General features: G+C 66.3%; 22 protein-coding genes. 11 read left to right on the top strand and 11 right to left on the bottom strand.

Annotation, left to right across the window (positions count from 1 at the left end; translation table 11 throughout):
• Nucleotides 1–85 precede the first annotated feature (85 nt).
• From QW881_RS18405 to QW881_RS18435, 7 genes are all read left to right on the top strand, one after another.
• Nucleotides 86–1,057 carry an amidohydrolase family protein gene (locus QW881_RS18405; RefSeq protein WP_315758454.1) on the top strand — a complete coding sequence of 324 codons (972 nt, stop codon included), beginning with the start codon at nucleotides 86–88 and terminating at the stop codon, nucleotides 1,055–1,057.
• Nucleotides 1,058–1,103: 46 nt separating this feature from the next.
• Nucleotides 1,104–2,417, top strand: a complete 1,314-nt coding sequence (dctA, locus tag QW881_RS18410; RefSeq protein WP_315758453.1) for a C4-dicarboxylate transporter DctA — start codon at nucleotides 1,104–1,106, stop codon at nucleotides 2,415–2,417.
• A gap of 244 nt (nucleotides 2,418–2,661) precedes the next feature.
• The gene (locus tag QW881_RS18415; protein ID WP_315758452.1) at nucleotides 2,662–3,582 is read left to right on the top strand and encodes a PepSY-associated TM helix domain-containing protein; all 921 of its coding nucleotides are present in this window, start codon (nucleotides 2,662–2,664) and stop codon (nucleotides 3,580–3,582) included.
• A gap of 401 nt (nucleotides 3,583–3,983) precedes the next feature.
• Nucleotides 3,984–5,504 (top strand): efflux transporter outer membrane subunit, encoded by a 1,521-nt coding sequence (locus QW881_RS18420; protein WP_315758451.1) that lies wholly within the window; start codon nucleotides 3,984–3,986, stop codon nucleotides 5,502–5,504.
• Nucleotides 5,504–6,619 carry an efflux RND transporter periplasmic adaptor subunit gene (locus QW881_RS18425; protein ID WP_315758450.1) on the top strand — a complete coding sequence of 372 codons (1,116 nt, stop codon included), beginning with the start codon at nucleotides 5,504–5,506 and terminating at the stop codon, nucleotides 6,617–6,619. The genes QW881_RS18420 and QW881_RS18425 overlap by 1 nt, the downstream gene beginning before the upstream one ends.
• Nucleotides 6,620–6,652: 33 nt before the next feature.
• Nucleotides 6,653–9,730, top strand: coding sequence for an efflux RND transporter permease subunit (locus QW881_RS18430; protein WP_315758449.1), 3,078 nt, complete (start codon nucleotides 6,653–6,655; stop codon nucleotides 9,728–9,730).
• A 126-nt stretch (nucleotides 9,731–9,856) separates the two neighbouring features.
• Complete coding sequence (locus QW881_RS18435) at nucleotides 9,857–10,540, top strand: PadR family transcriptional regulator (protein ID WP_315758448.1); 684 nt, start codon at nucleotides 9,857–9,859, stop codon at nucleotides 10,538–10,540.
• Nucleotides 10,541–10,679: 139 nt separating this feature from the next.
• Here the strand turns inward: QW881_RS18435 and QW881_RS18440 are convergent, their stop codons facing one another.
• Both QW881_RS18440 and QW881_RS18445 read right to left on the bottom strand, forming a co-directional pair.
• Nucleotides 10,680–11,519: a class III extradiol dioxygenase family protein gene (locus QW881_RS18440; protein ID WP_315758447.1), complete on the bottom strand. Its 840-nt coding sequence runs from the start codon at nucleotides 11,517–11,519 to the stop codon at nucleotides 10,680–10,682.
• Between the two features lie 2 nt (nucleotides 11,520–11,521).
• Nucleotides 11,522–11,875: a protocatechuate 4,5-dioxygenase subunit alpha gene (locus tag QW881_RS18445; protein ID WP_315758446.1), complete on the bottom strand. Its 354-nt coding sequence runs from the start codon at nucleotides 11,873–11,875 to the stop codon at nucleotides 11,522–11,524.
• A gap of 123 nt (nucleotides 11,876–11,998) precedes the next feature.
• Between QW881_RS18445 and QW881_RS18450 the strand changes: the two genes are divergently transcribed.
• The gene (locus tag QW881_RS18450; protein WP_315758444.1) at nucleotides 11,999–12,931 is read left to right on the top strand and encodes a LysR family transcriptional regulator; all 933 of its coding nucleotides are present in this window, start codon (nucleotides 11,999–12,001) and stop codon (nucleotides 12,929–12,931) included.
• A gap of 24 nt (nucleotides 12,932–12,955) precedes the next feature.
• On the opposite strand, the gene QW881_RS18455 is transcribed toward QW881_RS18450, so the two are convergent.
• From QW881_RS18455 to QW881_RS18465, 3 genes are all read right to left on the bottom strand, one after another.
• Nucleotides 12,956–13,342, bottom strand: coding sequence for a VOC family protein (locus QW881_RS18455; protein WP_315758443.1), 387 nt, complete (start codon nucleotides 13,340–13,342; stop codon nucleotides 12,956–12,958).
• 77 nt (nucleotides 13,343–13,419) lie between these two features.
• A complete protein-coding gene (locus QW881_RS18460; protein WP_315758442.1) occupies nucleotides 13,420–14,697 on the bottom strand; it encodes an NAD(P)/FAD-dependent oxidoreductase in 1,278 nt (425 codons plus the stop codon).
• Entirely contained in the window at nucleotides 14,690–15,409 is a 720-nt protein-coding gene (locus tag QW881_RS18465) for a RibD family protein (protein ID WP_315741214.1), read from the bottom strand. The genes QW881_RS18460 and QW881_RS18465 overlap by 8 nt, the downstream gene beginning before the upstream one ends.
• 229 nt (nucleotides 15,410–15,638) lie before the next feature.
• Here QW881_RS18465 and QW881_RS18470 point away from each other — a divergent pair, with 229 nt between their 5' ends.
• Together QW881_RS18470 and QW881_RS18475 are read left to right on the top strand one after the other, a co-directional pair.
• A complete protein-coding gene (locus QW881_RS18470; RefSeq protein ID WP_315758441.1) occupies nucleotides 15,639–15,929 on the top strand; it encodes a hypothetical protein in 291 nt (96 codons plus the stop codon).
• Between the two features lie 132 nt (nucleotides 15,930–16,061).
• Nucleotides 16,062–16,415, top strand: coding sequence for a DUF2200 domain-containing protein (locus tag QW881_RS18475; protein WP_315758440.1), 354 nt, complete (start codon nucleotides 16,062–16,064; stop codon nucleotides 16,413–16,415).
• 24 nt (nucleotides 16,416–16,439) lie between these two features.
• On the opposite strand, the gene QW881_RS18480 is transcribed toward QW881_RS18475, so the two are convergent.
• Complete coding sequence (locus tag QW881_RS18480; protein WP_315758438.1) at nucleotides 16,440–17,357, bottom strand: PaaI family thioesterase; 918 nt, start codon at nucleotides 17,355–17,357, stop codon at nucleotides 16,440–16,442.
• A gap of 261 nt (nucleotides 17,358–17,618) precedes the next feature.
• On the opposite strand from QW881_RS18480, the gene QW881_RS18485 reads away from it, so the two are divergent.
• Nucleotides 17,619–18,290 carry a hypothetical protein gene (locus QW881_RS18485; protein WP_315758437.1) on the top strand — a complete coding sequence of 224 codons (672 nt, stop codon included), beginning with the start codon at nucleotides 17,619–17,621 and terminating at the stop codon, nucleotides 18,288–18,290.
• A 55-nt stretch (nucleotides 18,291–18,345) separates the two neighbouring features.
• On the opposite strand, the gene QW881_RS18490 is transcribed toward QW881_RS18485, so the two are convergent.
• From QW881_RS18490 to QW881_RS18510, 5 genes are all read right to left on the bottom strand, one after another.
• Nucleotides 18,346–19,890: a L,D-transpeptidase gene (locus QW881_RS18490; RefSeq protein ID WP_315758436.1), complete on the bottom strand. Its 1,545-nt coding sequence runs from the start codon at nucleotides 19,888–19,890 to the stop codon at nucleotides 18,346–18,348.
• Nucleotides 19,891–20,244: 354 nt separating this feature from the next.
• The gene (locus QW881_RS18495) at nucleotides 20,245–21,117 is read right to left on the bottom strand and encodes a helix-turn-helix domain-containing GNAT family N-acetyltransferase (protein WP_315758435.1); all 873 of its coding nucleotides are present in this window, start codon (nucleotides 21,115–21,117) and stop codon (nucleotides 20,245–20,247) included.
• A 365-nt stretch (nucleotides 21,118–21,482) separates the two neighbouring features.
• Nucleotides 21,483–22,418 (bottom strand): sugar-binding protein, encoded by a 936-nt coding sequence (locus QW881_RS18500; RefSeq protein WP_315758434.1) that lies wholly within the window; start codon nucleotides 22,416–22,418, stop codon nucleotides 21,483–21,485.
• Between the two features lie 83 nt (nucleotides 22,419–22,501).
• On the bottom strand, nucleotides 22,502–23,599 hold the full coding sequence (locus QW881_RS18505) for an ABC transporter permease (RefSeq protein ID WP_315758433.1): 1,098 nt from the start codon (nucleotides 23,597–23,599) through the stop codon (nucleotides 22,502–22,504).
• Entirely contained in the window at nucleotides 23,599–24,354 is a 756-nt protein-coding gene (locus QW881_RS18510; RefSeq protein ID WP_315758432.1) for an ATP-binding cassette domain-containing protein, read from the bottom strand. Before QW881_RS18510 ends, QW881_RS18505 begins: the two co-directional genes overlap by 1 nt.

A 24,354-nucleotide genomic window follows, 5' to 3' on the forward strand; every position in this document is an offset into this window, starting at 1 on the left:
CGTGACGATAGCAAACACGAACGATACCGGAGCCTGGCAGGCAACGCCTGCCCGCGACCACGGCCATTCCGAGGAGGACGCTCTGATGTTGAGACGAGATCTGCTGGCCACCATGGCCGGGCTGGGAGCGGCGAGCGTGCTCGGCGCTGTCCCTGCGCAACTCTCCGCCGAAGAGGCCAAGATCCCCAGCATCGCCGGCCCGGATCCGGCGACGAAGACCCCGAGCTTCCGGCCGCCGCTCGGCAGCGTCGATACCCACACCCACATCTTCGGCCCCGCCTCGACCTATCCGTTCTCGCCCACCCGCCCCTACACGCCGCCCGATGCGTCACTGGAGATGTTCCGGGCGCTGCACGCCAAGATCGGTGTCGAACGCGCCGTCATCGTCAACGCGACCGTCCACGGCACCGACAATCGCGTCGTCACCGACGCGATCGCGCAGAGCAACGGCCATTACAAGGGCGTCGCCAACATCAACGCGGCGATGTCCGACGCCGACCTCACGGCGCTCGGCAAGGCCGGCATCTGCGCCTGCCGGTTCGCCTTCCTCCGCCGCCTCGGCGGCGTCGGCGACATGAACGTCTTCCGCACCCTGGTGGACCGCGTCGCGGCGATCGGCTGGCACGTCGACATTTATCTCGAGGCCGGGACGATCCAGGAATTCGTGCCGATCCTGAAGGCGCTGCCGGTCACCTATGTGATCGACCACATGGGCACGATCAGCGCTGCCAAGGGCATCGACGATGCGGAGTTCAAGGCGCTGCTCGACCTGCAGGCGAGCGACGGCAAGTGCTGGATCAAGATCACCGGTCCCGAGCGCGCCTCGGCCTCCGGACCACCGTTCCACGACGCCGTGCCGTTCGCCCGGAAACTGATCGAGAATGCGCCCGATCGCGTCATCTGGGGCACGGACTGGCCGCATCCGAACGTCAAGATCATGCCCAATGATGGTGATCTGGTCGATCTGATCCCGCTCTACGCCCCGGATCCGGCCATGCAGCGAAAGCTGCTTGTCAGCAATCCCGAACGGCTGTTCAAGTTCGAGCCCAAGAGCTGAGTCACCGCCAGCTGCAACTTCGAGCCCTTCAGCGACAGGACCGATCATGACTGCCACGACCCTCACCGCCGACAGCAAGGCAGGCGCCCGCCGCGGCTGGTGGAAGGAGCTTTGGGTCCAGGTCATGATCGCGATGGCAGCAGGCATCCTGCTCGGCGCCGTCAAGCCGGATCTCGGCGCGCAGATGCAGCCGCTGGGCGATGCCTTCATCAAGGCGATCCGGATGCTGATCGCGCCGATCATCTTTTGCACGGTGGTCAACGGCATCGCCCACATGGCCGACATGACCAAGGTCGGCCGCGTCGCGATCAAGGCGCTGATCTATTTCGAGGCGATCACGACGCTGGCGCTGATCATCGGCTTGACCGCGGTGAACCTGTTTCAGCCCGGCGTCGGCATGAACATCGACCCGGCGACCATCAACTCCGCGACCATCGAGCCCTATGTCAAGCAGACCGCTGCGGTCGGCTTCGTGCCGTTCCTGCTCAACATCATCCCGCAGACCTTCGTTGGCGCCTTTGCCGAGGGCAATATCCTGCAGGTGCTGTTCATCTCGGTCATGTGCGGCTTTGCGCTGATCTGGCTCGGCGACCGCGCCAAGCCCGTGACCGACGTGATCGATGTCGCCGGCCAGATGATCTTCGGTGTCGTTCGGATCGTGATGTGGGCCGCCCCGCTCGGCGCATTCGGCGCCATCGCCTTCACCGTCGGCAAGTTCGGCCTGGGCTCGCTGGCCAAGCTCGGCCTGCTGCTCGGCAGCTTCTATCTCACCTGCCTGATCTTCATCGCCGCCGTGCTCGGCCCCATTGCCGCCCTCACCGGCTTCAGCCTGTGGAAGCTGATCCGCTACATCAGAGACGAGGTGCTGGTCTGCATCGCCACCACGTCATCGGAGACCGTGCTGCCGCGCATGCTGGCGAAGCTCGAAGCCGCCGGATGCGAGCGCGGCATCGTCGGCCTGGTCATCCCCACCGGCTACTCGTTCAATCTCGACGGCACCTGCCTCTACCTCGCCACCGCCGCGGTCTTCCTGGCGCAGGCGACCAACACGCATCTCGACATCAGCCACCAGATCGGGCTGCTGCTGATCCTGCTGGTGACGTCGAAGGGCGCAGCCGGCATCGCCGGCGCCGCTTTCGTCGTGCTGGCCGCGACGCTCGCCGCGACCGGAACGATTCCGGTCGCCAGTGTCGCACTGGTGCTCGGCATTCACCGGCTGATGTCGCAGGGGCTGACGCCGACGAACCTGATAGGTAACGCGGTCGCCACCATCGTCATCGCAAGGTGGGAAAACGCGCTGGACTCGGCGCGCCTGCGCGAGGTGCTCGATGGCGGCAAGACGGCATCCGATGCAAATTGAAATCATCCAAGCAGACATGAAACGAGTCCCGCCGCATTGACGCCGATCAAACGGCGCATGACCTAAAATTAATGGTTATCTCCTTTCGTCTCACCGCGGCGCTCAGCTAATAAGGCGTAGCGGACGATGTGTTGATATCCCGGCGTCGTCCAGCGAGAACGATCAGAAACGTTCACGGAGCAAGCGCCAGAGGACCAACGGTCCCGCATGACACTGTGCGCGAGACGATCAATCGGAGACGATCATGAACAAGCAGCTTCTGCTCAAACTTCACCGCTGGATCAGCCTCGTCTTCGCGCTGCCGTTGCTTGTCATCATCGTGACCGGACTGATCCTCTCCTTCGAGCCGATGGCGCAGGTCGCTGCCGTCAAACCGCAGAGCGTCGATCCGGCGCGCGTGATCGCGCTGATCAAGCAGCATGATCCCGACGGCAAGGCACGCGGCCTGTCGATCGATGCGTCCACGCAGCACCTCACCTTGCAGGGTACGCCGGGCGCCGAGGTCGACATCACGACCGGCGCCGCGGTCGAGAAGCCCGCGATGGCGAGCGTCTTCCCGTGGGCGCGCAGGACCCACGAGCATCTGATCGGCATCCCTGGCCTCACCCTGATCTCGACCATCGCAATGGTCACCATCATGATCATCGGCATCCTGATGGGACTGCCGCGACTGCGCAACACGCTGTCCGGCTGGCACAAGGGCGCGGCCTGGTTCACGCTGCCTCTGATTCTGCTCAGCCCGCTCACCGGACTCTGTCTCGAGCTCGGCCTGACCTTCGCTGGCAGCGCTCCGCCCACCGCAGCCAAGCGCATCTCGCTGCCTGACGCCGTCAGCATCGTCTCCAGGGACCACGACCTTTCGGCGGTCAACTCGATCGGCAATCGCGGCGGGCGGATGATGGCGAGGATCATCGAGGACGATGAGCTCAGGGCCTATGCCGTGACGCCCGACGGGCTCTCCGCATTGCCGCGCAACTGGCCGCGCCTGCTGCACGAAGGCAACTGGTCGCTGATCGGCAGCGCGGCCAACGTGCTGATCTCGATCGCGCTGTTCGCACTGCTGATCACAGGCGTGCTGATCTGGGCGCAGCGCCGGCTGCGGCGCCCGAATCGCGCGCGCACCGTGCTGGCAAAGCCGGTGGTCGCATCCTCGATGCCGTCCTGACGAGCGGCGACCGTCCACGGAGCCGGCTCGACGCCGCGAGCCGGCCTCCAACTCCGTCTCGCGCGCTGCTTCGCCAAAGGCCGGCCCGCGCCGCGCGAGCTCGGCGGCAGACCTTTTTCGATCATTGTGACAAGAACGACGTCGCTGCCCGACCGCTGCGGGAATGGAAGCGGCGCGTTGTCTACTCTCACCTCAAAAATTTGATGCGCCCGTCCGGTGCAAGCGAGCACCGGCGCCGCACAGGACGAAGCTGTGCGCATCACCGTCCTGTCATCAACGTGACTTGACTACGTCTGTGCTGCCCCGCATGGTCCCGATAGAAAACGAAACGGTTTAGTTTTATGTCCGATCATGTCCGAATGTTTCCCGCGCGTTTGAGGGGGGTCCCGACAGGCCGCGCGATGTCCGTCCCGCTCGGCCTTTTTGGCTGCAGCGTGCTGCTCGCATCCTGCGCCGTCGGCCCGGACTTCATGTCCCCCGAGGCGCCGGTCGCGACCGGTTACGTCGCCGAGCGACGCCTCGCCGCGACCGCCAGCGCCTCGACGCCGGGCGGCAATGTGCAGAGCTTCGCACCCGGAGGCGATCTGCCCGGCACCTGGTGGGCGCTGTTTCATTCCCGGCAGATCAACGCCTTCGTCGAGGAAGCGATTCGCAACCACCCGGACATCGAAGCCGCGCAATTGGCGCTGCGTGCTGCGCGCGAGAACGCGCTGTCGCAACAGGGCGCGCTGTTTCCGCAGCTGAGCGCGAGCGGATCCGCCGAACGCACCCAGGCCTCCACCACACAGAGCGGGCAATGGCCCGGCCAGACCTCGCTCTACACGCTCTATGGCACGTCGGTAAGCGTCAGCTACGCGCTCGATCTGTGGGGCGGCACGCGACGCCAGGTCGAGGCGCTGCAGGCGCAGGCCGACTACCAGGCGTTCAAGCTGGAGGCGACGTATCTCGCGCTGACCGCCAATGTCGTAACCGCCGCGATCAGCGACGCCTCACTGCGCGATCAGATCGCAGCGACCGAGGAGATCATCAAGGCCGAGACCGACCAGCTTGGCCGGATCCAACACCAGTTTGATGTCGGCGCCATCTCCAAATCCGACGTGCTGGCGCAGGAGGCGACGCTGGCGCAGGCCAAGGCGACCTTGGCGCCGCTGCAGAAGCAACTGGCGCAGCAGCGCAACCAGCTGATGGCCTATCTCGGCCGGCTGCCGAGCCAGGACCGCGGCGAGCATGTGACCCTCGCGGAGCTGCGGCTGCCGCGCAAGCTGCCGGTGTCACTGCCCTCCTCGCTCGTCCGGCAGCGTCCGGACATCCGGCAGGCCGAGGCCACGTTGCACCAGGCCACAGCGACGGTCGGCGTCGGCGTCGCCAATCTGCTGCCGCAGGTGACGTTGTCGGGCAGCTACGGCGCAAGCGGACCGGGTCGGCTGTTCTCGCCGACGACCATCGTGTGGGATGCGGCCTCGAGCGTCAGCCAGAAACTGCTCGACGGCGGCACCCTGTATCACACCAAGGAGGCGGACGTCGCCACCTTCGAGCAGGACCTGTCGCTCTACAAGAGCACGGTCATCACCGCGTTCCAGAACGTTGCCGATTCGCTGCGCGCCATCCAGTACGACGCCGAGGCGCTAAAGGCCCAGGCCGCCGCCGAGAAAGCCACCGCCGACAGTCTCGCCATGGCGGTCGAGCAGTTCAAGAGCGGCGCGGTGCCCTACGCCAACGTCATCAACGCGCAGCAATCCTATCTGAACGCCCGCGTCTCCCGCATCAAGTCGCAGGCCACGCGCTTCAGCGACACCGCGGCGCTGTTCCAGGCGCTCGGCGGCGGCTGGTGGAATCGCCAGGACGAGACCCCGGCGGCGCTGCCCCGCGCCAATCCCGGCTACTTCGCCGGTCCCAATCGTACGACCCAGGAAGCAATGTAATGAAGAAACGCATGACGATCATGCTGGCCGCCATGGCGGTGCTGTTCGGCGGCCTCTACGGCTTTCAGACATTCAAGGGCATCATGATCGCCAAGGCGATCGGCGCCATGGCCAACCCGCCGCAGACGATCTCGACGGTCGTTGCGGCGACCGCACCATGGCGCTCCAACCTCACCGCGGTCGGCTCGCTGCGCGCCGTCAACGGCGCCGATCTGGCGCTGCAGGCCGCAGGCATCGTGCAGGGCATCCAATTCAATTCGGGCGATACCGTCGAAGCCGGCCAGCCGCTGCTGCAGCTAGTCGCGACCGACGATGTCGCCAAGCTGCAATCGCTGCAGGCCACAGCCGAGAACTACGCCATCGTCGTCAAGCGCGACGAGGAGCAGATCAAGTTCAACGCGGTCAGCCAGGCCACGCTCGACAGCGACCGCGCCAACCTGAAAAACGCGCAGGCTCTGGTGACGCAGCAGAAGGCGATCGTCGAGCAGAAGACGCTTAAGGCGCCGTTCGCCGGCCGGCTCGGCATCCGCGCCGTCGATCTCGGGCAGTATCTCGGCGCCGGCACCACCATTGTCACCCTGCAGAGCCTCGATCCGATCTTCGTCGATTTCTATCTGCCGCAGCAGTCGCTCGCCGACATTCGGATCGGCCAGGACGTCGCCATCACGGTGGATGCCTTCCCATCCGAGCGCTTCACCGGCCAGATCTCGGCGATCAACGCCAAGGTCGATTCCACCAGCCGCAACGTCCAGGTCCGCGCCACCCTGCACAACGAGGCCGCCCGGCTGTTGCCGGGCATGTTCGCCAAGGTCGAGATCGCGACCGGCAGCCCGGAGCAGCTCGTCACGCTGCCGCTGACGGCGATCGTCAGCAACCCCTACGGCGATCTCGTCTACGTCGTCGACGATCTCAAGGACGGCCAGGGCAAGGCGCGGCAGATGTTCGTCAAGAGCAAGCCGGCCAAGGGCGACCGGATCGCGATCACCGACGGCGTCAAGCCGGGCGAGGCGGTCGTGATCGCGGGACAGATCAAGCTGCGCAACGGCAGCCCGGTTAGAATCGACAACTCACACGTACCGGTCGCGGAAGCCGCGCCGAACGTCGTCGATCAATAATCCGGCCAGCCCGCGCCCATCAGAGTCATCACCATGCGTTTCACAGACATCTTCATCCGCCGGCCGGTGCTGGCGCTCGTGGTCAGCGCTCTCATCCTGGTGCTCGGCCTGCGCTCGATGACGACGCTCGCCATCCTGCAATATCCACGCACGCAGAACGCGATCGTCACCGTGAGCACGGCCTATGCCGGCGCCGATAGCGACATCATCGCCGGCTTCATCACGACGCCGCTGGAGAACGCGATCGCCCAGGCCAACGGCATCGACTACATGACGTCGACCAGCGTCACCGGCAGCAGCACCATCACCGTGAACCTGCGGCTCAACTACGATTCCGGCAAGGCGATGACCGAGATCAACGCCAAGGTGAACTCGGTGCTCAACCAGCTACCGACCGGCACGCAGCAGCCGACCCTGACCTTGAAGGTCGGCCAGACCATCGATTCGATGTATATCGGCTTCGCCAGCGACGTGCTGGCGCCGAACCAGATCACCGACTACCTCACGCGCGTGGTGCAGCCGAAGCTGCAGGCGGTCTCCGGCGTGCAGACCGCCGAATTGCTCGGCGCCAAGAAATTCGCCCTGCGCGCCTGGCTCGACCCCGACAAGCTCGCGGCCTATGGCCTGACCGCGACCGACGTGTCGACGGCACTGTCGGGCAACGACTACATCTCCGGGCTCGGCACCACCAAGGGCCGCCTCGTGCAGGTCGACCTCGCCGCCGCGACAAATCTGCATTCGCTGGAGCAATACCGCAATCTCGTCGTCAAGCAGGTCAATGGCGCCATCATCCGCCTGCGCGATGTCGCCAATGTCACGCTCGGCAATGACGACTACGACAGCGCGACGCGCTTCAACGGCAAGACCGCGGTCTACATCGGCATCCAGGTGGCGCCAACGGCGAACCTGCTCGACGTCATCAACGGCGTGAAGGCCGTTTATCCGGAGCTGCAGCGACAGCTGCCGAACGGCATCACCAGCGAGATCCTGTACGACTCCACCGATTTCGTGAACTCGTCCATCGACGAGGTGATCCATACGCTGGTGGAGGCGATCGGGATCGTGATTGTCGTCGTCTTCATGTTCCTGGGATCGTGGCGCTCGGTGCTGATCCCGGTGATCGCCATTCCGCTGTCGCTGATCGGCACCTTCGGTCTGATGCTGCTGATGGGCTTCTCCATCAACCTGCTGACCTTGCTGGCCCTGGTGCTCGCGATCGGCCTCGTCGTCGACGACGCCATCATCGTGGTGGAGAGCGTGCACCGCCTGATCGACGAGGGTGTACCGCCGGTCGAAGCCGCGATCCAGTCGGCGCGGGCGCTGGCGAGCCCGATCATCGCGATGACCGTGGTCCTGATCGCGGTCTACGTGCCCGTCGGCTTCCAGGGCGGCTTGACCGGGGCCCTGTTCACCGAGTTCGCCTTCACGCTCGCCGGCGCCGTCACCGTCTCGGCGGTGATCGCGCTGACGCTTTCGCCGATGAACTGCGCCTGGCTGCTGCGCCGGACCGAGCGCGACGCCACCACGCTCGAGGCGCGGCTGGTGCGTGCGATCGACCACGTGCTCGAACGGCTCGCACAGAGCTATCGCCGCGGGCTCGAAAGCGTGTTCGCGACCAAGCCGGTGGTCGTGGTGTTCGCGCTGCTGCTGCTGGCGATGATCCCCTGGCTCTATGTCAGCTCCACCAGCGAGCTCGCGCCGGACGAGGACCAGGGCATCGTGCTGTCGCTGACGAATTCGGCGCCCTCGGCCACGCTCGAGCAGCGCCAGTTCTACGGCCAGCAGCTGTACGGCCTGATTGCCCAGCGGCCGGAGACGCGCACCGTGTTCCAGATCGACACCTCGACGCAGGTGATCGGCGGCTGGGTGCTCAAGCCCTGGGATCAGCGCAAGGCGACGACCAAGACCCTGCAGCCGGAATTCCAGCAGCTCCTGAACGGCATCGCCGGCGCCCGCTCGGTGGCGTTCCAGCCCTCGCCGCTGCCGGGCAGCAACGGCCTGCCGGTCCAGTTCGTGATCGGCACCACCGGCGCATTCGGCGAGCTCAACGACGTGTCGCGCGATTTCATGGCCAAGGCGCTGGCGAGCGGCCGATTCATCTTCCTCGACAGCGATCTGAAGATCGACAAGCCGCAGACCACCGTGGTGTTCGATCGAGACAAGGCCGCCGATCTCGGCCTCAAGATGAGCGATCTCGGCGGCGCGCTCGCGACCATGCTGGGCGGCAACTATCTCGACTATTTCAGCCTGGAGGGCCGCTCCTACAAGGTGATCCCCCAGGTCCGGCAGAACGACCGCCTCACCGACAGTCAGTTGCTCGACTATTCGATCCGCACCAGCGGCAATGCCATGGTGCCGCTGTCGACCGTCGCCCGGCTCGAGCGCAAGACGATTCCCGAGTCGCTCAATCACTTCCAGCAGATCAATGCGGCAACCATCTCCGGCGTGGCGATGCCGGGTATCGCGATGGGCGACGCGCTCGCCACCTTGAAGGAGATCGCGAAGTCGCTGCCATCGGGTTACTCGATCGACTATGGCGGCGCGTCGCGACAGCTCGAGCAGGAATCCGGCGGCTTCGTCACCACCTTCGTGTTCGCGCTGATCATCATCTTCCTGGCGCTCGCCGCCTTGTTCAACAGCTTCGTCGATCCGATCATCATCCTGGTGTCGGTGCCGATGTCGCTGGCAGGCGCGCTGATCTTCATCAGCCTCGGCATCGGCGGCGCCAGCATCAACATCTACACCCAGGTCGGCTTGGTCACCCTGATGGGCCTCGTCAGCAAGCACGGCATCCTGATGGTGGAGGTCGCGAACGAGCTGCGCGAACAGGGCAAGGACCGCACCGAGGCGATCATCGCGGCGGCCACGGTCCGCCTGCGGCCGATCCTGATGACCACGGCGGCGATGGTGCTCGGCGTGATCCCGCTGATCACGGCGAGCGGCGCCGGCGCGGTGTCGCGCTTCAACATGGGGCTGGTGATCGCCACCGGGCTCGCCATCGGCACCCTGTTCACGCTGTTCGTGGTCCCCGTCGCCTATGCGCTGATCGCTCATCGCGGCACGACGACCGAGCCGGCGGCAACGGCTCATACGGCGGAAGCGACAACGTAAGACGCGCGGTAAATTACTTCTTAACTCATGTACTTAAGCCAAAGGCCGAGCCAACTGAAGCGATCGACGTTGACAAACGTAATATGATAACGATATATCGTTCGTACGAAACGGAGATCATATCGTATGAGACATCATCATTGGAAATTCGGGCGTCGTGGCTGGGACGATGATCGCGAGGAGCGCGGCTGGGGCCATCGCGGCGGGCATGGCTTCGGCGAAGCCTGCGAGGACGTCCGCCTCGGCGGCCGCGGTCCCGGCTTCGGACCGCGAGGACCCGGCCTGTTCGAGCGCGGCCGCCGCGGCGGCCGCGAGGAGTTCGGACGTGGCGGCGGCGGTCGCTTCTTCGGCCCCGGCGACCTACGCAGCCTGCTGCTGTGGTTGATCGGCGAGAAGCCGCGCCATGGCTACGAGCTGATCAAGGCGGTCGAGCAGCTGATCGGCGGCTCCTACTCGCCGAGCCCCGGCTCGGTCTATCCCATCCTCAACCTGCTCGAGGACATGGGCCAGATCGAAGCCGCATCGGCCGAGGGCGGCAAGAAGCTGTTCGCGATCACCGACGCCGGACGCCAGGCGCTGAAGGACGACGAGGCGGCGATCGAGGGCCTGCTGAGCCGGTTGCGCATCATGGCCCGCACCATGGGCGGCATGCGCCCGCCGGAGCAGGTGCTGCAGACGGTGCAGACGCTGAAGATGGCGCTGAAGATGCATCGACAAGGCTGGAGCGATGCGGAAGCGAAGCGTGTCAGCGACATCCTCACCCGCGCCATCGCCGAGATCCAGGGCGATGACGACAGCGCGACGACCTGACCATCAGAAGGGTCAGTGACGCTCTTCGATAGCATCCGCGGTAGGGGTCCCCGCGTTCGCGGGGGGCCACAGCCTTGGTCGTCGCAAAGCGGCGCGCAATGGCGCGCGACATGTGTGAGCCGATCGCGTACAGGAGCCGCTAGGCCGCAGGCTCCAGCACCATCAGCCCGGTCGCCGTGTTGGAGATCGGGATGTGATAGTTGGAATGCTCCTTGCGGACCTTCTCCGGCAGGGTGCCGCGCGCGACCATCCAGTTCAGCAATTCGACACCCTGGGTGCCCGACAGCTCGACCAGCTCGGTGGTCGAATACTTCGTCGCCCAGGCGGGATCGTCGACCATGCTGGCCATGAACTTCTCGTCGAAATCCTTGTTGATGAAGCCGGCGCGCTCGCCGTCGAGCTGATGCGACAGGCCGCCGGTCCCCATCACGACGACGCGCTCGTCCTTCGGCCAGGATTGAATCGCCCGCGCCAGCGCCTGGCCGAGCTTGTAGCAGCGCGCGGCCGACGGCAGCGGCGCCTGCACCGTGTTGACGACCACGGGCACCACCCGCACCGGCCATTTCTGATCGGGCCAGCACAGCGCCATCGGCAGCGTGAAGGCGTGATCGACCACCATCTCCTGGCAGGTGGTGAGGTCGAAATCCTCCTTCACCAGATGCTCGATCAAATGCCAGGACAATTCGCTGTCACCCTTGAACGGCGCGGTCTGCGGAATGCCCCAGCCTTCGTCGGCATTGCCATAGCTGTCGGCCGCGCCGACGGCGAAGGTCGGCATCTTGTCGAGGAAGAAGTTGAGGCCGTGGTCGTTATAGACGAGCACGACCACATCGGGTTTGACCTTGGCGAGCCATTCGCGCACATGCGGGAAACCGTCGAAGAACGGCTTCCAATACGGGTCCTGCTGCAACCCCTTGGCAATCGCGCCGCCGATGGCCGGAACGTGGGACGTGGTGATGCAACCTACGATCTTCGCCATGATCACCCCCTTGCCGCCAGAAGCTTGGCCTTGAACTGCTCTTTCGTCAGCCCGGTCTGCTGCGCGCCGATGTCCTGCATGTCCAGACCGAAGATGCCGGCGAACTTGGCGAGGTAATAGGCATTGCCGCCGGCTTCGATCAGCTCGAGCACATTGCGATTCTTGATCGCCGCGCGCTGCTGCGCGTTGAGGCCATATTTGGCACAATAGCCGTCCTCGTCGGCGACGAAGGCCTTGCGGTTGGCGGCATCGTTGAACGAGTAGCACATCTTGTTGAGGGCGTAGCCTTTGCGGGCCTGCTCGCCGTCGAAGATGGTGGTGCCGGGCACGGGCTGCCGGGCTGACGTGGTGGACATCTGAGCCTCCCCTGGTCGTGTTTCGGACGGCCGCGCTTGATCTGGATCAAACGCGGCGCCGTTCGTGCCCGCCAGTATCACCGACAGACACCGTCAATAAAGGCCGCGCGACCGATCCGATCCATGAGCCAATTCGATCATTTGGACCTCGACGGCCACCTGCTGCAGCTCCTGCTCGCCGTCATCGAGGAAGGCTCGGTCACCCGCGCTGCGCAGCGGCTCGGAGTCACGCAGTCGGCCGTCAGCCATCTGCTCGACAAGCTGCGCGCGATCACCGGAGATCCGCTGTTCGTGAAGTCCGGCCGCGGCATCGTGCCGACCGCGCATGCGCAGCTCCTGGCGCTGCGCGCCCGCGCTCTGCTCGACGACCTCCGGAGCTTCTCGCACACCGCTGCGTTCGAGCCGGCGAAAATCTCCGCGCAGGTGACGATCGCGGCCAATGATCTGCAGCGTGACCTGCTGCTGCCGTCCCTGCTCCGTTACGCCCGCGCGCAGGCGCCGGGCCTCAGCCTGCGCGTGATCCCTTCCGGCGCACCGACGCCGGAGATGCTGCGCGAAGAGCACTGTCAGCTCATCATCACGCCGCGCCCGCCCGAGGGCAGCGACATCCTGCAGAAGCGGCTGTTCGAGGACAGCTATCGCGTGTTCTACGATGCGAGCCAACGCGAGCCGCCGCAGAGCCTCGAGGACTATCTCGCCAGCGACCACGTCACGGTGCTGTACGAGCCGCGGCGCCGGCTCGACATCGACGAGGTCATGGCCGAGCGCGGCATCGTCCGGCGGTTCGCGGCGCAGGTGCCGGGCTTCGGCGGCATCGGCCCGTTCCTGCGCGGCAGCCGCATGATCGCGACGCTGCCGAGCCTCCTGCGCGCCTACATGCTGCGCGGCCTGGCGGTGGCGCCGGTGCCGGTCCCCTGCCCGGCGATGCCGATGTACATGGTCTGGCACCTGCGCCACCACGACGACCCGCTGCACCGCTGGCTGCGCCAGCAGCTCGAGATCGTGGTCGCGCCGAGCCTGGCCGCGGCCGCCGAGCACATGCCGGTGATGGCGTGACTCATCCCGAGGGGTGAGCGGCCCTCACGCCGGCGCGTGGCACACCGCCTCGATGTTGTTGCCGTCGGCGTCGCGCACGAAGGCGCCGTAATAGTTCTCGTGATAATGCGGCCGCAGTCCAGGCGCGCCGTTGTCCCGTCCGCCTGCCGCGATCGCCGCCTGATAAAACGCATCGACCGTGGCGCGATCCTTGGCGTGGAATGCGACATGCGTCGAGGTCGCGGCCGTCCCGCCGGTGCCAATCCAGAAATCCGGACGACCGTCGCCGAAGCCGGCGTGATCACCGTGGCCGCCAGTCTGCTCGTTGGTGATCTCCATCATCAGGACGTAGCCCAACGGCGCCAGGGCCGCCGCATAGAAAGCCCTGGCGCGGACAAAGTCGGAGACAGGGAAACCGACGTGATCGAGCATGACGATCCTTTCCATGGTGATCGGCGAATGCTAGCGCCGTGGCCCTACGGGCGCAACATCATGCGCGCGGCGCGCGATCACATCGCGAGGATGCGCCGCGCCGTCTGTTGCCCGCTGGCCAGCGCCGCCTCGACCGTTCCCATGTCGCGCCCGCGATACAGTGCTTCGCCGGAGATCAGTACCCGTTCGCCCTCGCAGCACGAAAGCGTATCCTGCGCCTCGCGGGATCCTAGCGTCGCATAGGAATAGGCCCCGCGCGCGAACGGATCCTTCGCCCAATCCGTGACATGCGACGCGAGGAGCTGCTGCCTCAGCGAGTCCACCGGCTGCGAGAAAATACTCGCAAGCGCCGAGAGACCCGACTCAATCAAGGCGACATCGTCGAGCGCGACGAAAGCGCCGGCCGGCGGCCCGGCGAGCCAGCCGGTCAGCACCGCATCATCGTTCGGATGCTGCGTCCACCACACCGGCACGTCGGCATCGGACAGCACGAACAGCATGTCGGAAAGATTCTCGGTCCGAGCCTCTCGCCACCACCGGCGCTCGAAGCGCAGCAGCAGCTTGATGACGTTGCCGAAGCCGATGGCTTCGGCTGCGGCCAGTTGCGAGCGCATCGCCGGCGGCAGCGCGATGGTCCGCAGCAGCGGCAGCGGCACGGTCAGGAGGACGATATCGCCGCGCTGCGCGCGGCCGTCGGCGCAGCGCACGACGACGCCATCATCGGAGCTCTCCACCGCACCGACCACTGCCTCGAGCTGCATCGCCACGCCATGCGCCCGGCACTCCGCCAAGAGATGATCGAGCAGCGCCGCGTAGCCGCCGACGATGCGTGCCTGAGCACCGCGGTCGCCGCCCATCCACTCGTCGCGCAGCGCGAACACGCTGGCACGACCAGGATCGGCGGCATCATAGCCCTGCACCATCCCGAGCACCGACTTGCGCAGGGCGGCAAACTCCGCGCCGCCGAAATGACGCTCGAGCAGCGCCGTGACGGTCATATCCTGATCGAGCTGCCGCGCCACGCGGTGCAGTTGGCGCATCTGCCGATCGGCAGGATCCTCGCGCGAGAACGCGCCGTCCGTCACGTACCAGCGCGCGCCATCGACCGGCGTCGAGGTGAGCCCCGCCTCGGCCATCAGCGCGTGGGTGACCGGCGCCTCGCCATGGATGAATTCCGCGCCGGCATCCGCGCGATATCCAAACCTGCTCGCGGGCAGCGGATGGATGCGCCCCCCGCAGCGGTCGCGCGCTTCCAGCAGCGTCACTTGCTTGCCGGCGCGGGCCAACTCACGCGCCGCCATCAGGCCCGCGGCACCGCCCCCGACGACGATGACGTGCATTCGCCGCTCAGCCATGACTTGCCTGGGCCGGCAAGGGCGAGCCGTTGGTGATCTTGTAGCGCAGCCACAGCGCGCCGCCCTCCAGCGCCGTGCTGCTTTCGAGCGTCATCGCCGTGATCGGCGCGCGCTCGCCGGACTCGGCTTCGGTCGAATCGAACACGCTGGGTGCCCCCTTGGCGCCGTCCACGGCCGGACACAGAACGAGGTTGAACTCGTCGACCAGACCCGCGCGCAGAAACGCGCCGTTGGCGCCGCCGCCGCCCTCGAGCAGCAGGCGCTTCACGCCGAGCTCCTGCGCGACGATCTCCAGCACGCGTGAGAGATCGAGCTTCGACTGGCCGGCGAAGACGTAGGAGACACCCTCGCCGCGCAGGCCCGCGAGATGCGCATCCGACACGGCCTCGGTCAGCACGACGACGATCGGATCGCCGCCGATGTCGGCGCGGCCCCAGCAGATCTTGCCATGGGGATCGAGCACGATGCCGTAGGCCTTGGCGCCGCGTCGTGCGATCCAATGGGTGCGCGGGATTCGCTCGGTGGTCTCGGCCGGATAGGCCGAGCCCTTGGCGAACTCCTGGCCGGTGACGCGGCCGATCAGCCAGGCATCGCCCCCGAGCTGGTCATGCACCTGCTCGAACAGATCGCCCGATCCCTTCGGACGCCAGCGGCTCGGCAATGTCCGGCCGTCGACGCTCGACGCCATCAGGCAGATGACTTCCGGTTTCATGCATCCTCCTTGTCGCCGCTGAACGGGGTCACCGAATATCGCCTCGGCGGCCTTGTCAACGAAACGGCGTGCGTTTCGTTCGATCGCGGCCGCAACGCTCGCCTGCGCCGTCGCTGTAACCGCACGAGTTCCTGCGCTAGTTTTGGGATTGAAACGGAGCCGATCATGGACGCTGCGCCGCGCAGACGAGACGCCATCGGTTTGCGCGGGGCACGGCGCGGTGCCCTGCATGCTGGCGGACTGCATCGCCAACCAGGGCGGCCACGCCGCGCCGTGGCGCTCCGTGTGGATTCGCGCCGCCTTCCAGGCCTCGCTGGGCGGGGCAGTCGCGCTCGACCTCAAGCGGCTGTTCTTCCTGCTCATCATTATCCCCGTGATCGTGCTGTTCCTCATCGTGTTCGGCGTGATCGGCGGCTGTGTCGGTCGCAGGACGTGCTCGCCGCTGGCCGAAGGCTTGGGTCTCGGCCTGATCCTGGCGTGGTCGCTCGGGGTGTCGTTTCCGATGTTCCTGCCGGGCTAGCGTCCGTTTCCGACATGTGCGAACGAACGTGCTGTACGACGATCCGAAACGCGGACATGAACCACGCGCTTGTGCCGCGCCGTCGCCCCTCTCAGACCCGACATGCGTCGCCTACGATCCGATGGAGCCAGCATGGCAAAACACCGCATCTACACGACGAGCTTCGCGAGCGTGTACCGATTGTACGTCGCGAAGGCCGAGAAGAAGGGACGCACCAAGGCAGAGGTCGATCAGGTGATCTGCTGGCTGACGGGCTATGGCCAAAACGAGCTTGAGACCCGGTTGGAACGTCAGACGGACTTCGAGACCTTCTTCGCGCAGGCGCCTGCGATGAATCCCGCGCGGACCTTGATCAAGGGCATGATCTGCGGCGTCCGCGTGGAGGATGTCGAGGAACCGACGATGCGGGAGATCCGCTACCTGGACAAGCTGGTCGATGAGCTGGCGCGGGGAAAAGCAATGGACAAGATCCTGCGCAAGGCATGATCGCGACCCGCGACGCGATCTTCCTCAGTCCTGCTCCTGCCCTGGCGCTTGCCGCAGCATGAAATGGCCGAAGGCGGTGGCGATCGGCTTCGTCGCATCGTCCTGCCAAGCGCGGGCCTCGAAGGCGACGACGCGGCGGCCCTGCTTGACGATCGATGCCGATGCGACGGTGTCGAGCGCACGGCCCGACCTCAGATAGTTGATGGTGAGGCCGACCGGCTTCGGCGGCGCCGTGGCGCCGAGCTCGCGCATCACGGTGACGATCGCCGCGGTTTCGAGAAACGCGCCGGTCATGCCGCCATGGATCGCAGGCAGCACGGGATTGCCGATGATCCGGTGCGAGAACGGCATCACCAGCGTGTCGTTCTCGGCGAAGTGGATGCCGAGGCAGCGCGCGAACGGACTGGTGGGAAACGGCCCCGCCGGATCGTCCGGGGCGTCGAGCGGCGGTGGCGCGCCGTCGAAGGCCGCCCGGTCGGTCAGCATGTTGGTGCGGTTGGCGCCAATCATGAAGCAAGCGGTCGCGGTGGCGACCGGTGCGGTCTCCTCCTCCTGATAGGCGGTGGCGCGCACGAACGCGATCGACCGGGTGACGCGGAAGCATACCGCATGGGCCTTGATGTCGAGGCCCGGCGTCGCCGGCTTCTGATAGTCGATGCGCAGATCGAGCGTGGCGATCGCCCGGCTGCCGTCGAGCGCGAGCTGCACCGCCATGCCACAGCTCTCGTCGAGCATCGCGGTGACGACGCCGCCATGGATGACGCCGGTCTCGCTGTCGCCGACGAACACCGGACGATAGGGCAAGGTCGACCAGGCCTCTCCGGGCGCGAACCGGTCCATCCTGAGCCCGCTGATATGGCCATAGACCGAGCGGCGCTGCCTGATGGCCTCGGCGAGCTCGTCGAATGCCGGCGGTGTGGCGATGGGCGGAATGTTGGACATGCGCGATTTAGATCATGATCCCGAGGACGCACGAAGCCTTTTCCGACGGATCCGAATTGTGTGCCGGCGATCCAGGCCGGATCATCGCCGTCCCTGCATCCGCACGATTGAGCGCCGCCGATCGTGCTCACGACTCAAGGCTGTGAGCCTGCATTCCCGCAAAACTACGTGGATGAAATGTTCCGCCGGCGCGGCGCGCTTAGAACATTGGCAACCTTAATATGATCATAATTGCTGCCATCAAATCCCGGAGACCTGTCGATGCGCAGACCCACCAAGACGCCGGACGCCCCGCCGAGCAGCGGCACGGCCTCTCTACGAATTGTCCTGAGCCTGGCGCTCGCAGCCAGCGCCGGTGCGATGTGGTGGAGCAGCGGCGGCGCCAACAGCTTCTCCTTCGGGACCGGAGCGCCTTCGCTCGAGACCCGCGTCGCCACGCTGACATCGGAGCTGGCGCAGCTCAAGGCCGAGACCGCCCAGCTGCGCGACCGCCAGAGCGACACCTCCGGCGAGCTTCTGCAATTGCGCGCCAGCCTCACCACGGCCGAAACGGGCCTGGCCGCCTTGCGCACCACCGCCGACGAGACCGAGGCGCGCCGCCGCGATACGGCCGACAAGATCGAGTCCGATCTCGCGCTGCTGAAGCGCCAGACGGTCCGCCTCCGCGGCGCCCAGGAAGATGCGGCGACCGAGCTGAGCGGGCTGCGCACTGCGGCCGCGAACAGCGACATGACCATCGAGCAGCTCCGGACCTCCACCGGCGAGATGCGTCAGCAGTTGGCACGCATCGAGACCGCTCGCGAGGCGACCAGCTCGATCTCCCGCAGGCCTCACCGTGTCAGGCGCGTGGCGCGCGCGACCGAGGCGCAGCAGCACGAGCCGCAGCCTTTCCTGATGCAATGGCCCGGCGTCATCCCCGCGGGCCGCAACTGATTTGAAGTGCCATCCGCCCTGACCCGCGAACGCAGTCAGGCACCAGCCCGACTGGTCACCACCAGCCCGGCTGCACCGGCCGGTAATAGGTCGGAGCCGGACCGCGACGGCGCGGCGCCGCGACGGGCTGGCCATCCCAGCTGCGCTGGAAGAAGCTGCCGAAGCCATCGTCATATTCGTCACCGCTGGCAACGTCGACATTGGTCGTCGGCCGGCGCGTGATGAAGCCGCCCTGCGGCTGGTTGCTCAGCACCGCGACGAACTCGGTCCGGTAATTGGTCTCGCTCGACAGCGGCTCGTCCGAGACGATGATCGAGGAGCGTGGCACGGCCGTCGGCGCAATCCGGGCGAGCACGTCTTTCGGAATTGTGATGCGGTCGAGCGCGTCCTTGGCAGTGTCGCCGTCGTCGATGGTCACCGCCGTCCAGCGCAGCCCCGCGCCGTTCTGTGCCACTGCGGTGAACACATGCGTTCCGATCGGCCGGTCGGGATCGCGGATGGTCACCGGCGCCTCGATCGAGGTGTCGAACACCTCGCCGCCGCCGTCGGGGGCTGGCTTGTGCGTGTTGCGCCTGACATAGAGCATCTGCGTGGAACGGCTGATATAGACCGAGACCGGCTCGGTCGCGAGCCTGGCGTCCGTCGCAGCCTTGCTCGTATCGGCCTTCCTGGCCGCAGCCGCCTTGGCGGCATCCTTGGTCGAGGTCGCCGCAGCGAGCTTCGCGGTCGCGTCCGACTTGGCGGCCTCGAGCTGCGCCGCCGCGTCGGTCGCCTTGGCGGCGGCCTTCTGATTCGCATCCTCGGCCAGCGTCCTCGCCTGATCGGTCTTGGCGGCGGCCAGCTTCCTGCCGGCGAATTTGAGCTCGGCCTCGGCGCGCGCCTTGGCCTGCTCCAGCTTGCGCAAGGACGCCTTCAGAGCCTTGGCCTCGCGCTCGGCCGCGGTAGCCGCCGCCTTGGCCTCGTCGGCGAGCCTGGCGGCGTCCTCGGCTTCGCGGCCGAGCGTCGCGGCGCGCGAGGGCACCGCGGCGAGCGCCTCAGCGGCCGGCACGAACAAGGCGGGATGGGAGAACTCGACCGGCGCCGGGTCACCGGGCGCGATGATCACCCGCATGCCGATCCAGGTCCGGTCGAACAGCTTCTCGGCAAAGCCATAGGGCATGCGGACGCAGCCATGCGAGGCGGCATAGCCGGGCAGCGGCCCGCCATGCAGCGCCACCCCGTTCCAGGTGATGCGCTGCATGTTCGGCATCCAGGCGTCGTCATAGAGCGTCGAGCGGTGGTCCTTGTCCTTTTCCAGCACGGCGAACACGCCGGCCGGCGTCTCGCGGCCGGAGACGCCGGTCGACACCGGCGCCCGCCAGATCCAGCCGTCGGCGTCGTAGAACGTCACCTTCTGGGCCTTGATCGATACGATCGCCATGATCGGATCGCCATGCGCGCGCGGCGCCGTCGCTTCGGTCGCCGGCGCGGGGCGCGCCTGCCGCGCGTTGGCCGCGGAGCTGGGCATCGCTAGTGCCGCCAAGGCCGCAAGGGTCATCAAGACCGGTCCGCGACGCCGCATCGCTGCAAGGTTCTGAGCCGCCGTGGATCGTGTCACCATGCCTTGTCCCGATTCGTCATTGCTGTTCCGCCCGCGCCGGCGCGATCGGCGCAGGACGATCTATACGCTTGATCAAGTCTTGGGGTGAAGTGAGGCGAAGAAGCGTCCCCGAGTCACGAGGCCCTCGCCGCAATTGCGTCAGGCTCAGGCAACAAATTAGACTCAAAGCACGCCCGTCTGCCTCTCATCGCTGGAACCCAACGACCCTCATCCAATCACCCGCCGGTTGCCCATCGCTTAACGCCAAGCAGGCCGACGGGGTCCGTCGCAGAGGTCCCCTAGCAATTCGCCGACCACAAGGCGCTCGCGTTCCTGAAGCCCGATGCACGCGCCGAGCGTCACGGGAGATCGACCTCAAACCTGCTTCTCGAAGAACAGATCCGGATACGGATCGTCGTTGAAGCGGTCGATCTCGATCCAGCCGGTGCGGCGATAGAGCTGGACGGCCTCGGTCAGCGCGCTGTTGCTGTCGAGGCGGAGCGTCGTGATCGACAGCTTTCGCGCGGCGTCCTCGGCCGCATCCATCAGCCGCCGGCCGAGGCCAAGCCCGCGCGCCGCGGGCGCGACCCACAGCCGCTTGATCTCGGCGACGATACCGCCAGTCCCTTTCAGCCCGACACAGCCGAGCGGCAGTCCGTCGGACAGCGCGACGAAGAAGGCCCCGCGCGGGGCCGTCATGTCTGCGGCGTCGGGATCGCGCGACAGCGAAACGTCGAAGCCACGTTCGAACCGTCTCGACAGCTCGGCGTAGTACTTGCCGAGGCAATAGCGCGATTGCTCGCTCCTGGGATCGGTCTCCTCGATTTTGATGCGGCTGCGTCCCAGCGCGGCCGCGACCAGGTCCATCGCCGCCAAAAGCGCCTCGGGCTGGCCGTGACGCGCCAGCATCGATTCGGCCTGGGCGTTGGAGAGCGTCTCATAGGCCTCGAATTCGCGCCGTCCGGCGGCGGTGAGCCTGGCGATGCGGCGGCGTGCGTCGTCGGGATGCGGCCTGGTCGTCACCAGCCCCTCCTCCTCCAGGCTGCGCAGCAGCCGGCTCATCAGCCCGGAATCGAGCGCGAGATAGTCGCGCAGATCGGCGACGTCGCTGCGGCCATGGCCGATCGCATTGAGCACGCGGGCCGCCCCGAGCGGCCGCCCGCGCCCGAGAAACGAGGTGTCGAGCGCGCCAACCTCCGAGGTGACGGCGCGGTTGAAGCGGCGGACGCGAGAGATGGAGTCGAGCATGATATCTGACTTTAGTCAGATATTTTCTGCTGTCAATCGTCCGGGCCCGTGTTGCCTCTCCCCAACTGTCATCATCCGCCACCGGGGTCTCGCCTTCGGCGAGCCCAATGACAGGCTCCGGCGGATGATCCAGCACGCCGCGGCGTCTCGATTGCCCACGACCGTCTCTGGAATACTGGATCGTCCGCCGTCGCGGACGATGACGGAGAGACGATCGGCAGCATCTTGTTGGCTAAGACAGAGGCACACATACGAGCCGGCTCAAGCGCCGGCACCAACGCGCACTAAGCATCCCAAACAAAAAGGGCGGCCCAGCCGCCGGCCGAAGCCGGATGCCGGACCGCCAGGTTTTCCCCGGGAGGAACTCAGTTCAGAAGCTTGGCGACGTTATCCTTGGTGACGAGGTCGAGGCCGGTGTAGATCACGTCCGGCACCTTCTCGCCCTTCTTGATCGCGAGCAGCGTGTCCATCGCCTTCTCGCCCATCTCGAACGGACGCTGGCCGGTCAGCGCGTTGGAATAGCCGTCACGCAGCAATTCGAGCTGCATCTTGAGCGTGTCGGCGACGACGAGGGTCAGCTTGCCGGCGTCGATGTCCTTGCGGTTCTTGTTGACGAAGGCCTTGTAACCCTCGGGCGCGAACATCGGCCAGCCGCCGATCGGCACGATGGCGCCGAGATCCGGCGTCGCGGTGCGCAGATCGGCCATCTGCTGGACGGCGAGCGCGGGATCATCGTTGCAGAAGGTCGGCGAGCCCGCCACCTCCGTCCACTTCGAGCCCTTCAGCGCCTCACGCACGCCATCGACGCGCTCGGCGAGGTTCTTGGCGCCGGGGCCGCCGGAGACGACGGCATATTTGCCGCCGTCGGGTCGGAGCTGCAGCAGCTGCTTGCCGAGCGCCAGCCCGAAATCCTTGTTGTTGGTGCCGATATAAGCGATGCGCTTGGAGCCCGGCGCATCGGCATCGAAGGTGATCACCGGAATGCCGGCGGCGGTCGCCGCCTCGATCGACTTCGTCATCGCGGCGACGTCGGCCACCGAGATCGCCAGGCCGTCGACCTTCTGCGTGACGAAGTCCTGGATGATCTGCGCCTGCGTGGCCGGCTCGTGCTCGACCGGACCCTTATAGATGCACTCGACGTTGCCGAGCTCCTTGGCGCGCTTCAGGCAGCCGTCGCGCGCGACGTCGAAGAACGGATTGTTCATCGCCTTCGGCACGATGGCGAAGCGGTATTTGGTCTCGGCCTGCGCCGGGGCCAGCATGATCGCGAGCGATGCGACCGCATAGAGCAGCTTCTTCATGGGTTTCCCTCCTCCATGTCTATCCCTGATGATTGTCTGTTCCGGGTGAGGATAGACGCGCTTGTCATCCCGGCCAGTATTCGTCACAGCAGGCGTGCGCGGATACGATCCACCAGCACGGCGGCGATGATGATCACGCCGACCAGAGTCTGCTGCCAGTAGGAGTTGACCTGCGCCAGCACCAGCCCGTTCCTGATCACCTCGAGCAGCACGCAGCCGACGATGGCGCCGAGCGGGCCGCCGAGACCGCCGGCGAGGTTGGCGCCGCCGATCACGGCCGCCGCGATCACGTTGAGCTCGTAGGACGTCGCCATGTTGGCCGGCGCCGAGCCGAGCCAGCCGGAGATGATGATGCCCTGCAGGCCGGCGGCGAGCGCGCCGATCACATAGACCTCGATCTTCACGCGGGGCACCGAGACGCCGGTCAGCTCCGCCGCCTTCTCGTTGCCACCGATCGCGAACACGTGGCGGCCGAACGCGGTGTGGTGCAGCACCAGCGCCATCACCAGCGCCAGCGCGATCAGATAGATGAACGGCGCCGGCACGCCGTAGACATCGCCCTGCGTCAGCGCGTAGAAATAATCGGCGTCGGGGCCGCCGGGGAAGCTGCCCTTGCCGTTCGAGATCACGTAGCTGAGACCGCGCACGATCGACAGCATGCCGAGCGTGGTCACGAACGGCGACAGCCCGAGCAAGGCGATGCAGACGCCGTTGATCAGGCCGACGACGAGCGAGACCGCAAGGCCCGCCAGCACCGAGACGATCAGGATCAGGCCGGGCACGTTGGCGACCACGGTCTTGCCGTCCGCGGCGAGATGCACGAACAGCGATGACAGCGGCATCCCCGGTGTCGACAGCGTCGTCATCACCATCGAGGTGATCATCGCCGCGAAGCACATCATCGAGCCGACCGACAGGTCGATGCCGCCGGTGATGATCACGAAGGTGATGCCGAGCGTCGCAATGGCGATGAAGGAGAAGTTCTTGGCGACGTTCTGCAGATTGCCCTCGGTCAGGAAATAGGGACTGGCGAAGCTCATCACGACGATGAGGGCGATGAGCGCCAGCGTGACATAAGCGGTCTGCGAGGCGAACACGCCGCGGTGCCACCATCTGATGGCGCCGACATTGGTGAAGGTGACTTCGGTGCCGGCGGAGCGGGTCTCGGATGGAACGGACATCACGCCGCCTCCTTGGCGCCGGTGATCAGCGCAGTCACTTCCTCGGGGCTGGTCTCGCCGACTGGCTTGTCGGCCTTCTTCTCGCCGCGACGCATCACCACGACGCGATCGCACACCGCGAAGATGTCGGGCATGCGGTGCGAGATCAGGATGACGGCGATGCCCTGCTCCTTCAGCCGATGGATCAGGCTCAGCACCTGCTCGACCTGGCGCACCGAGATCGCCGCGGTCGGCTCGTCCATCATCACGAGCTTGGCGTTGGACAGCCGCGTGCGCGCGATCGCCACCGCCTGGCGCTGGCCGCCCGACATGTCCTTGACCAGATCATGCGGGCGTGTCTCCGAGCGCAGCTCGCGGAACAGCTCGAGCGCGCGCGCCTCCATGCCCTTGTGGTCGAGCAGCACCAGCGGGCCGAAATTGCGCTTCAGCTCGCGACCGAGAAACACGTTGGCGGCGGCGGTGAGATTGTTGGCGAGCGCCAGGTCCTGGTAGACGACCTCGATGCCGACGCTGCGCGAATCCATCGGACGATGGAAATGCACCTCGCGGCCGCCGAAACGGATGGTGCCCTGGCTCGGCGGAAAATTGCCGGCGATGATGCGCACCAGGGTGGACTTGCCGGCGCCGTTGTCGCCCATCAGGCCGACGACCTCGCCGGCGTCGATCGAAAGATCGACGCCGTGCAGCGCGCGGATCGCGCCGAACTGCTTGCCGAGGCCCTTGAGCTCCAAGACTGGCTGCGCGGCGGTGCTCAT

Source organism: Bradyrhizobium sp. SZCCHNS3016 (assembly GCF_032484535.1).
Taxonomy (GTDB): Bacteria; Pseudomonadota; Alphaproteobacteria; order Rhizobiales; family Xanthobacteraceae; genus Bradyrhizobium.

Excerpts from the sequence above, each read along its gene's own strand:
- QW881_RS18405 (WP_315758454.1), top strand. The coding sequence starts at position 86 with ATGTTGAGACGAGATCTGCTGGCCACCATGGCCGGGCTGGGAGCGGCG.
- dctA (WP_315758453.1), top strand. The coding sequence starts at position 1,104 with ATGACTGCCACGACCCTCACCGCCGACAGCAAGGCAGGCGCCCGCCGC.
- QW881_RS18415 (WP_315758452.1), top strand. The coding sequence starts at position 2,662 with ATGAACAAGCAGCTTCTGCTCAAACTTCACCGCTGGATCAGCCTCGTC.
- QW881_RS18420 (WP_315758451.1), top strand. The coding sequence starts at position 3,984 with ATGTCCGTCCCGCTCGGCCTTTTTGGCTGCAGCGTGCTGCTCGCATCC.
- QW881_RS18425 (WP_315758450.1), top strand. The coding sequence starts at position 5,504 with ATGAAGAAACGCATGACGATCATGCTGGCCGCCATGGCGGTGCTGTTC.
- QW881_RS18430 (WP_315758449.1), top strand. The coding sequence starts at position 6,653 with ATGCGTTTCACAGACATCTTCATCCGCCGGCCGGTGCTGGCGCTCGTG.
- QW881_RS18435 (WP_315758448.1), top strand. The coding sequence starts at position 9,857 with ATGAGACATCATCATTGGAAATTCGGGCGTCGTGGCTGGGACGATGAT.
- QW881_RS18440 (WP_315758447.1), bottom strand. The coding sequence starts at position 11,519 with ATGGCGAAGATCGTAGGTTGCATCACCACGTCCCACGTTCCGGCCATC.
- QW881_RS18445 (WP_315758446.1), bottom strand. The coding sequence starts at position 11,875 with ATGTCCACCACGTCAGCCCGGCAGCCCGTGCCCGGCACCACCATCTTC.
- QW881_RS18450 (WP_315758444.1), top strand. The coding sequence starts at position 11,999 with ATGAGCCAATTCGATCATTTGGACCTCGACGGCCACCTGCTGCAGCTC.
- QW881_RS18455 (WP_315758443.1), bottom strand. The coding sequence starts at position 13,342 with ATGCTCGATCACGTCGGTTTCCCTGTCTCCGACTTTGTCCGCGCCAGG.
- QW881_RS18460 (WP_315758442.1), bottom strand. The coding sequence starts at position 14,697 with ATGGCTGAGCGGCGAATGCACGTCATCGTCGTCGGGGGCGGTGCCGCG.
- QW881_RS18465 (WP_315741214.1), bottom strand. The coding sequence starts at position 15,409 with ATGAAACCGGAAGTCATCTGCCTGATGGCGTCGAGCGTCGACGGCCGG.
- QW881_RS18470 (WP_315758441.1), top strand. The coding sequence starts at position 15,639 with ATGCTGGCGGACTGCATCGCCAACCAGGGCGGCCACGCCGCGCCGTGG.
- QW881_RS18475 (WP_315758440.1), top strand. The coding sequence starts at position 16,062 with ATGGCAAAACACCGCATCTACACGACGAGCTTCGCGAGCGTGTACCGA.
- QW881_RS18480 (WP_315758438.1), bottom strand. The coding sequence starts at position 17,357 with ATGTCCAACATTCCGCCCATCGCCACACCGCCGGCATTCGACGAGCTC.
- QW881_RS18485 (WP_315758437.1), top strand. The coding sequence starts at position 17,619 with ATGCGCAGACCCACCAAGACGCCGGACGCCCCGCCGAGCAGCGGCACG.
- QW881_RS18490 (WP_315758436.1), bottom strand. The coding sequence starts at position 19,890 with ATGGTGACACGATCCACGGCGGCTCAGAACCTTGCAGCGATGCGGCGT.
- QW881_RS18495 (WP_315758435.1), bottom strand. The coding sequence starts at position 21,117 with ATGCTCGACTCCATCTCTCGCGTCCGCCGCTTCAACCGCGCCGTCACC.
- QW881_RS18500 (WP_315758434.1), bottom strand. The coding sequence starts at position 22,418 with ATGAAGAAGCTGCTCTATGCGGTCGCATCGCTCGCGATCATGCTGGCC.
- QW881_RS18505 (WP_315758433.1), bottom strand. The coding sequence starts at position 23,599 with ATGTCCGTTCCATCCGAGACCCGCTCCGCCGGCACCGAAGTCACCTTC.
- QW881_RS18510 (WP_315758432.1), bottom strand. The coding sequence starts at position 24,354 with ATGAGCACCGCCGCGCAGCCAGTCTTGGAGCTCAAGGGCCTCGGCAAG.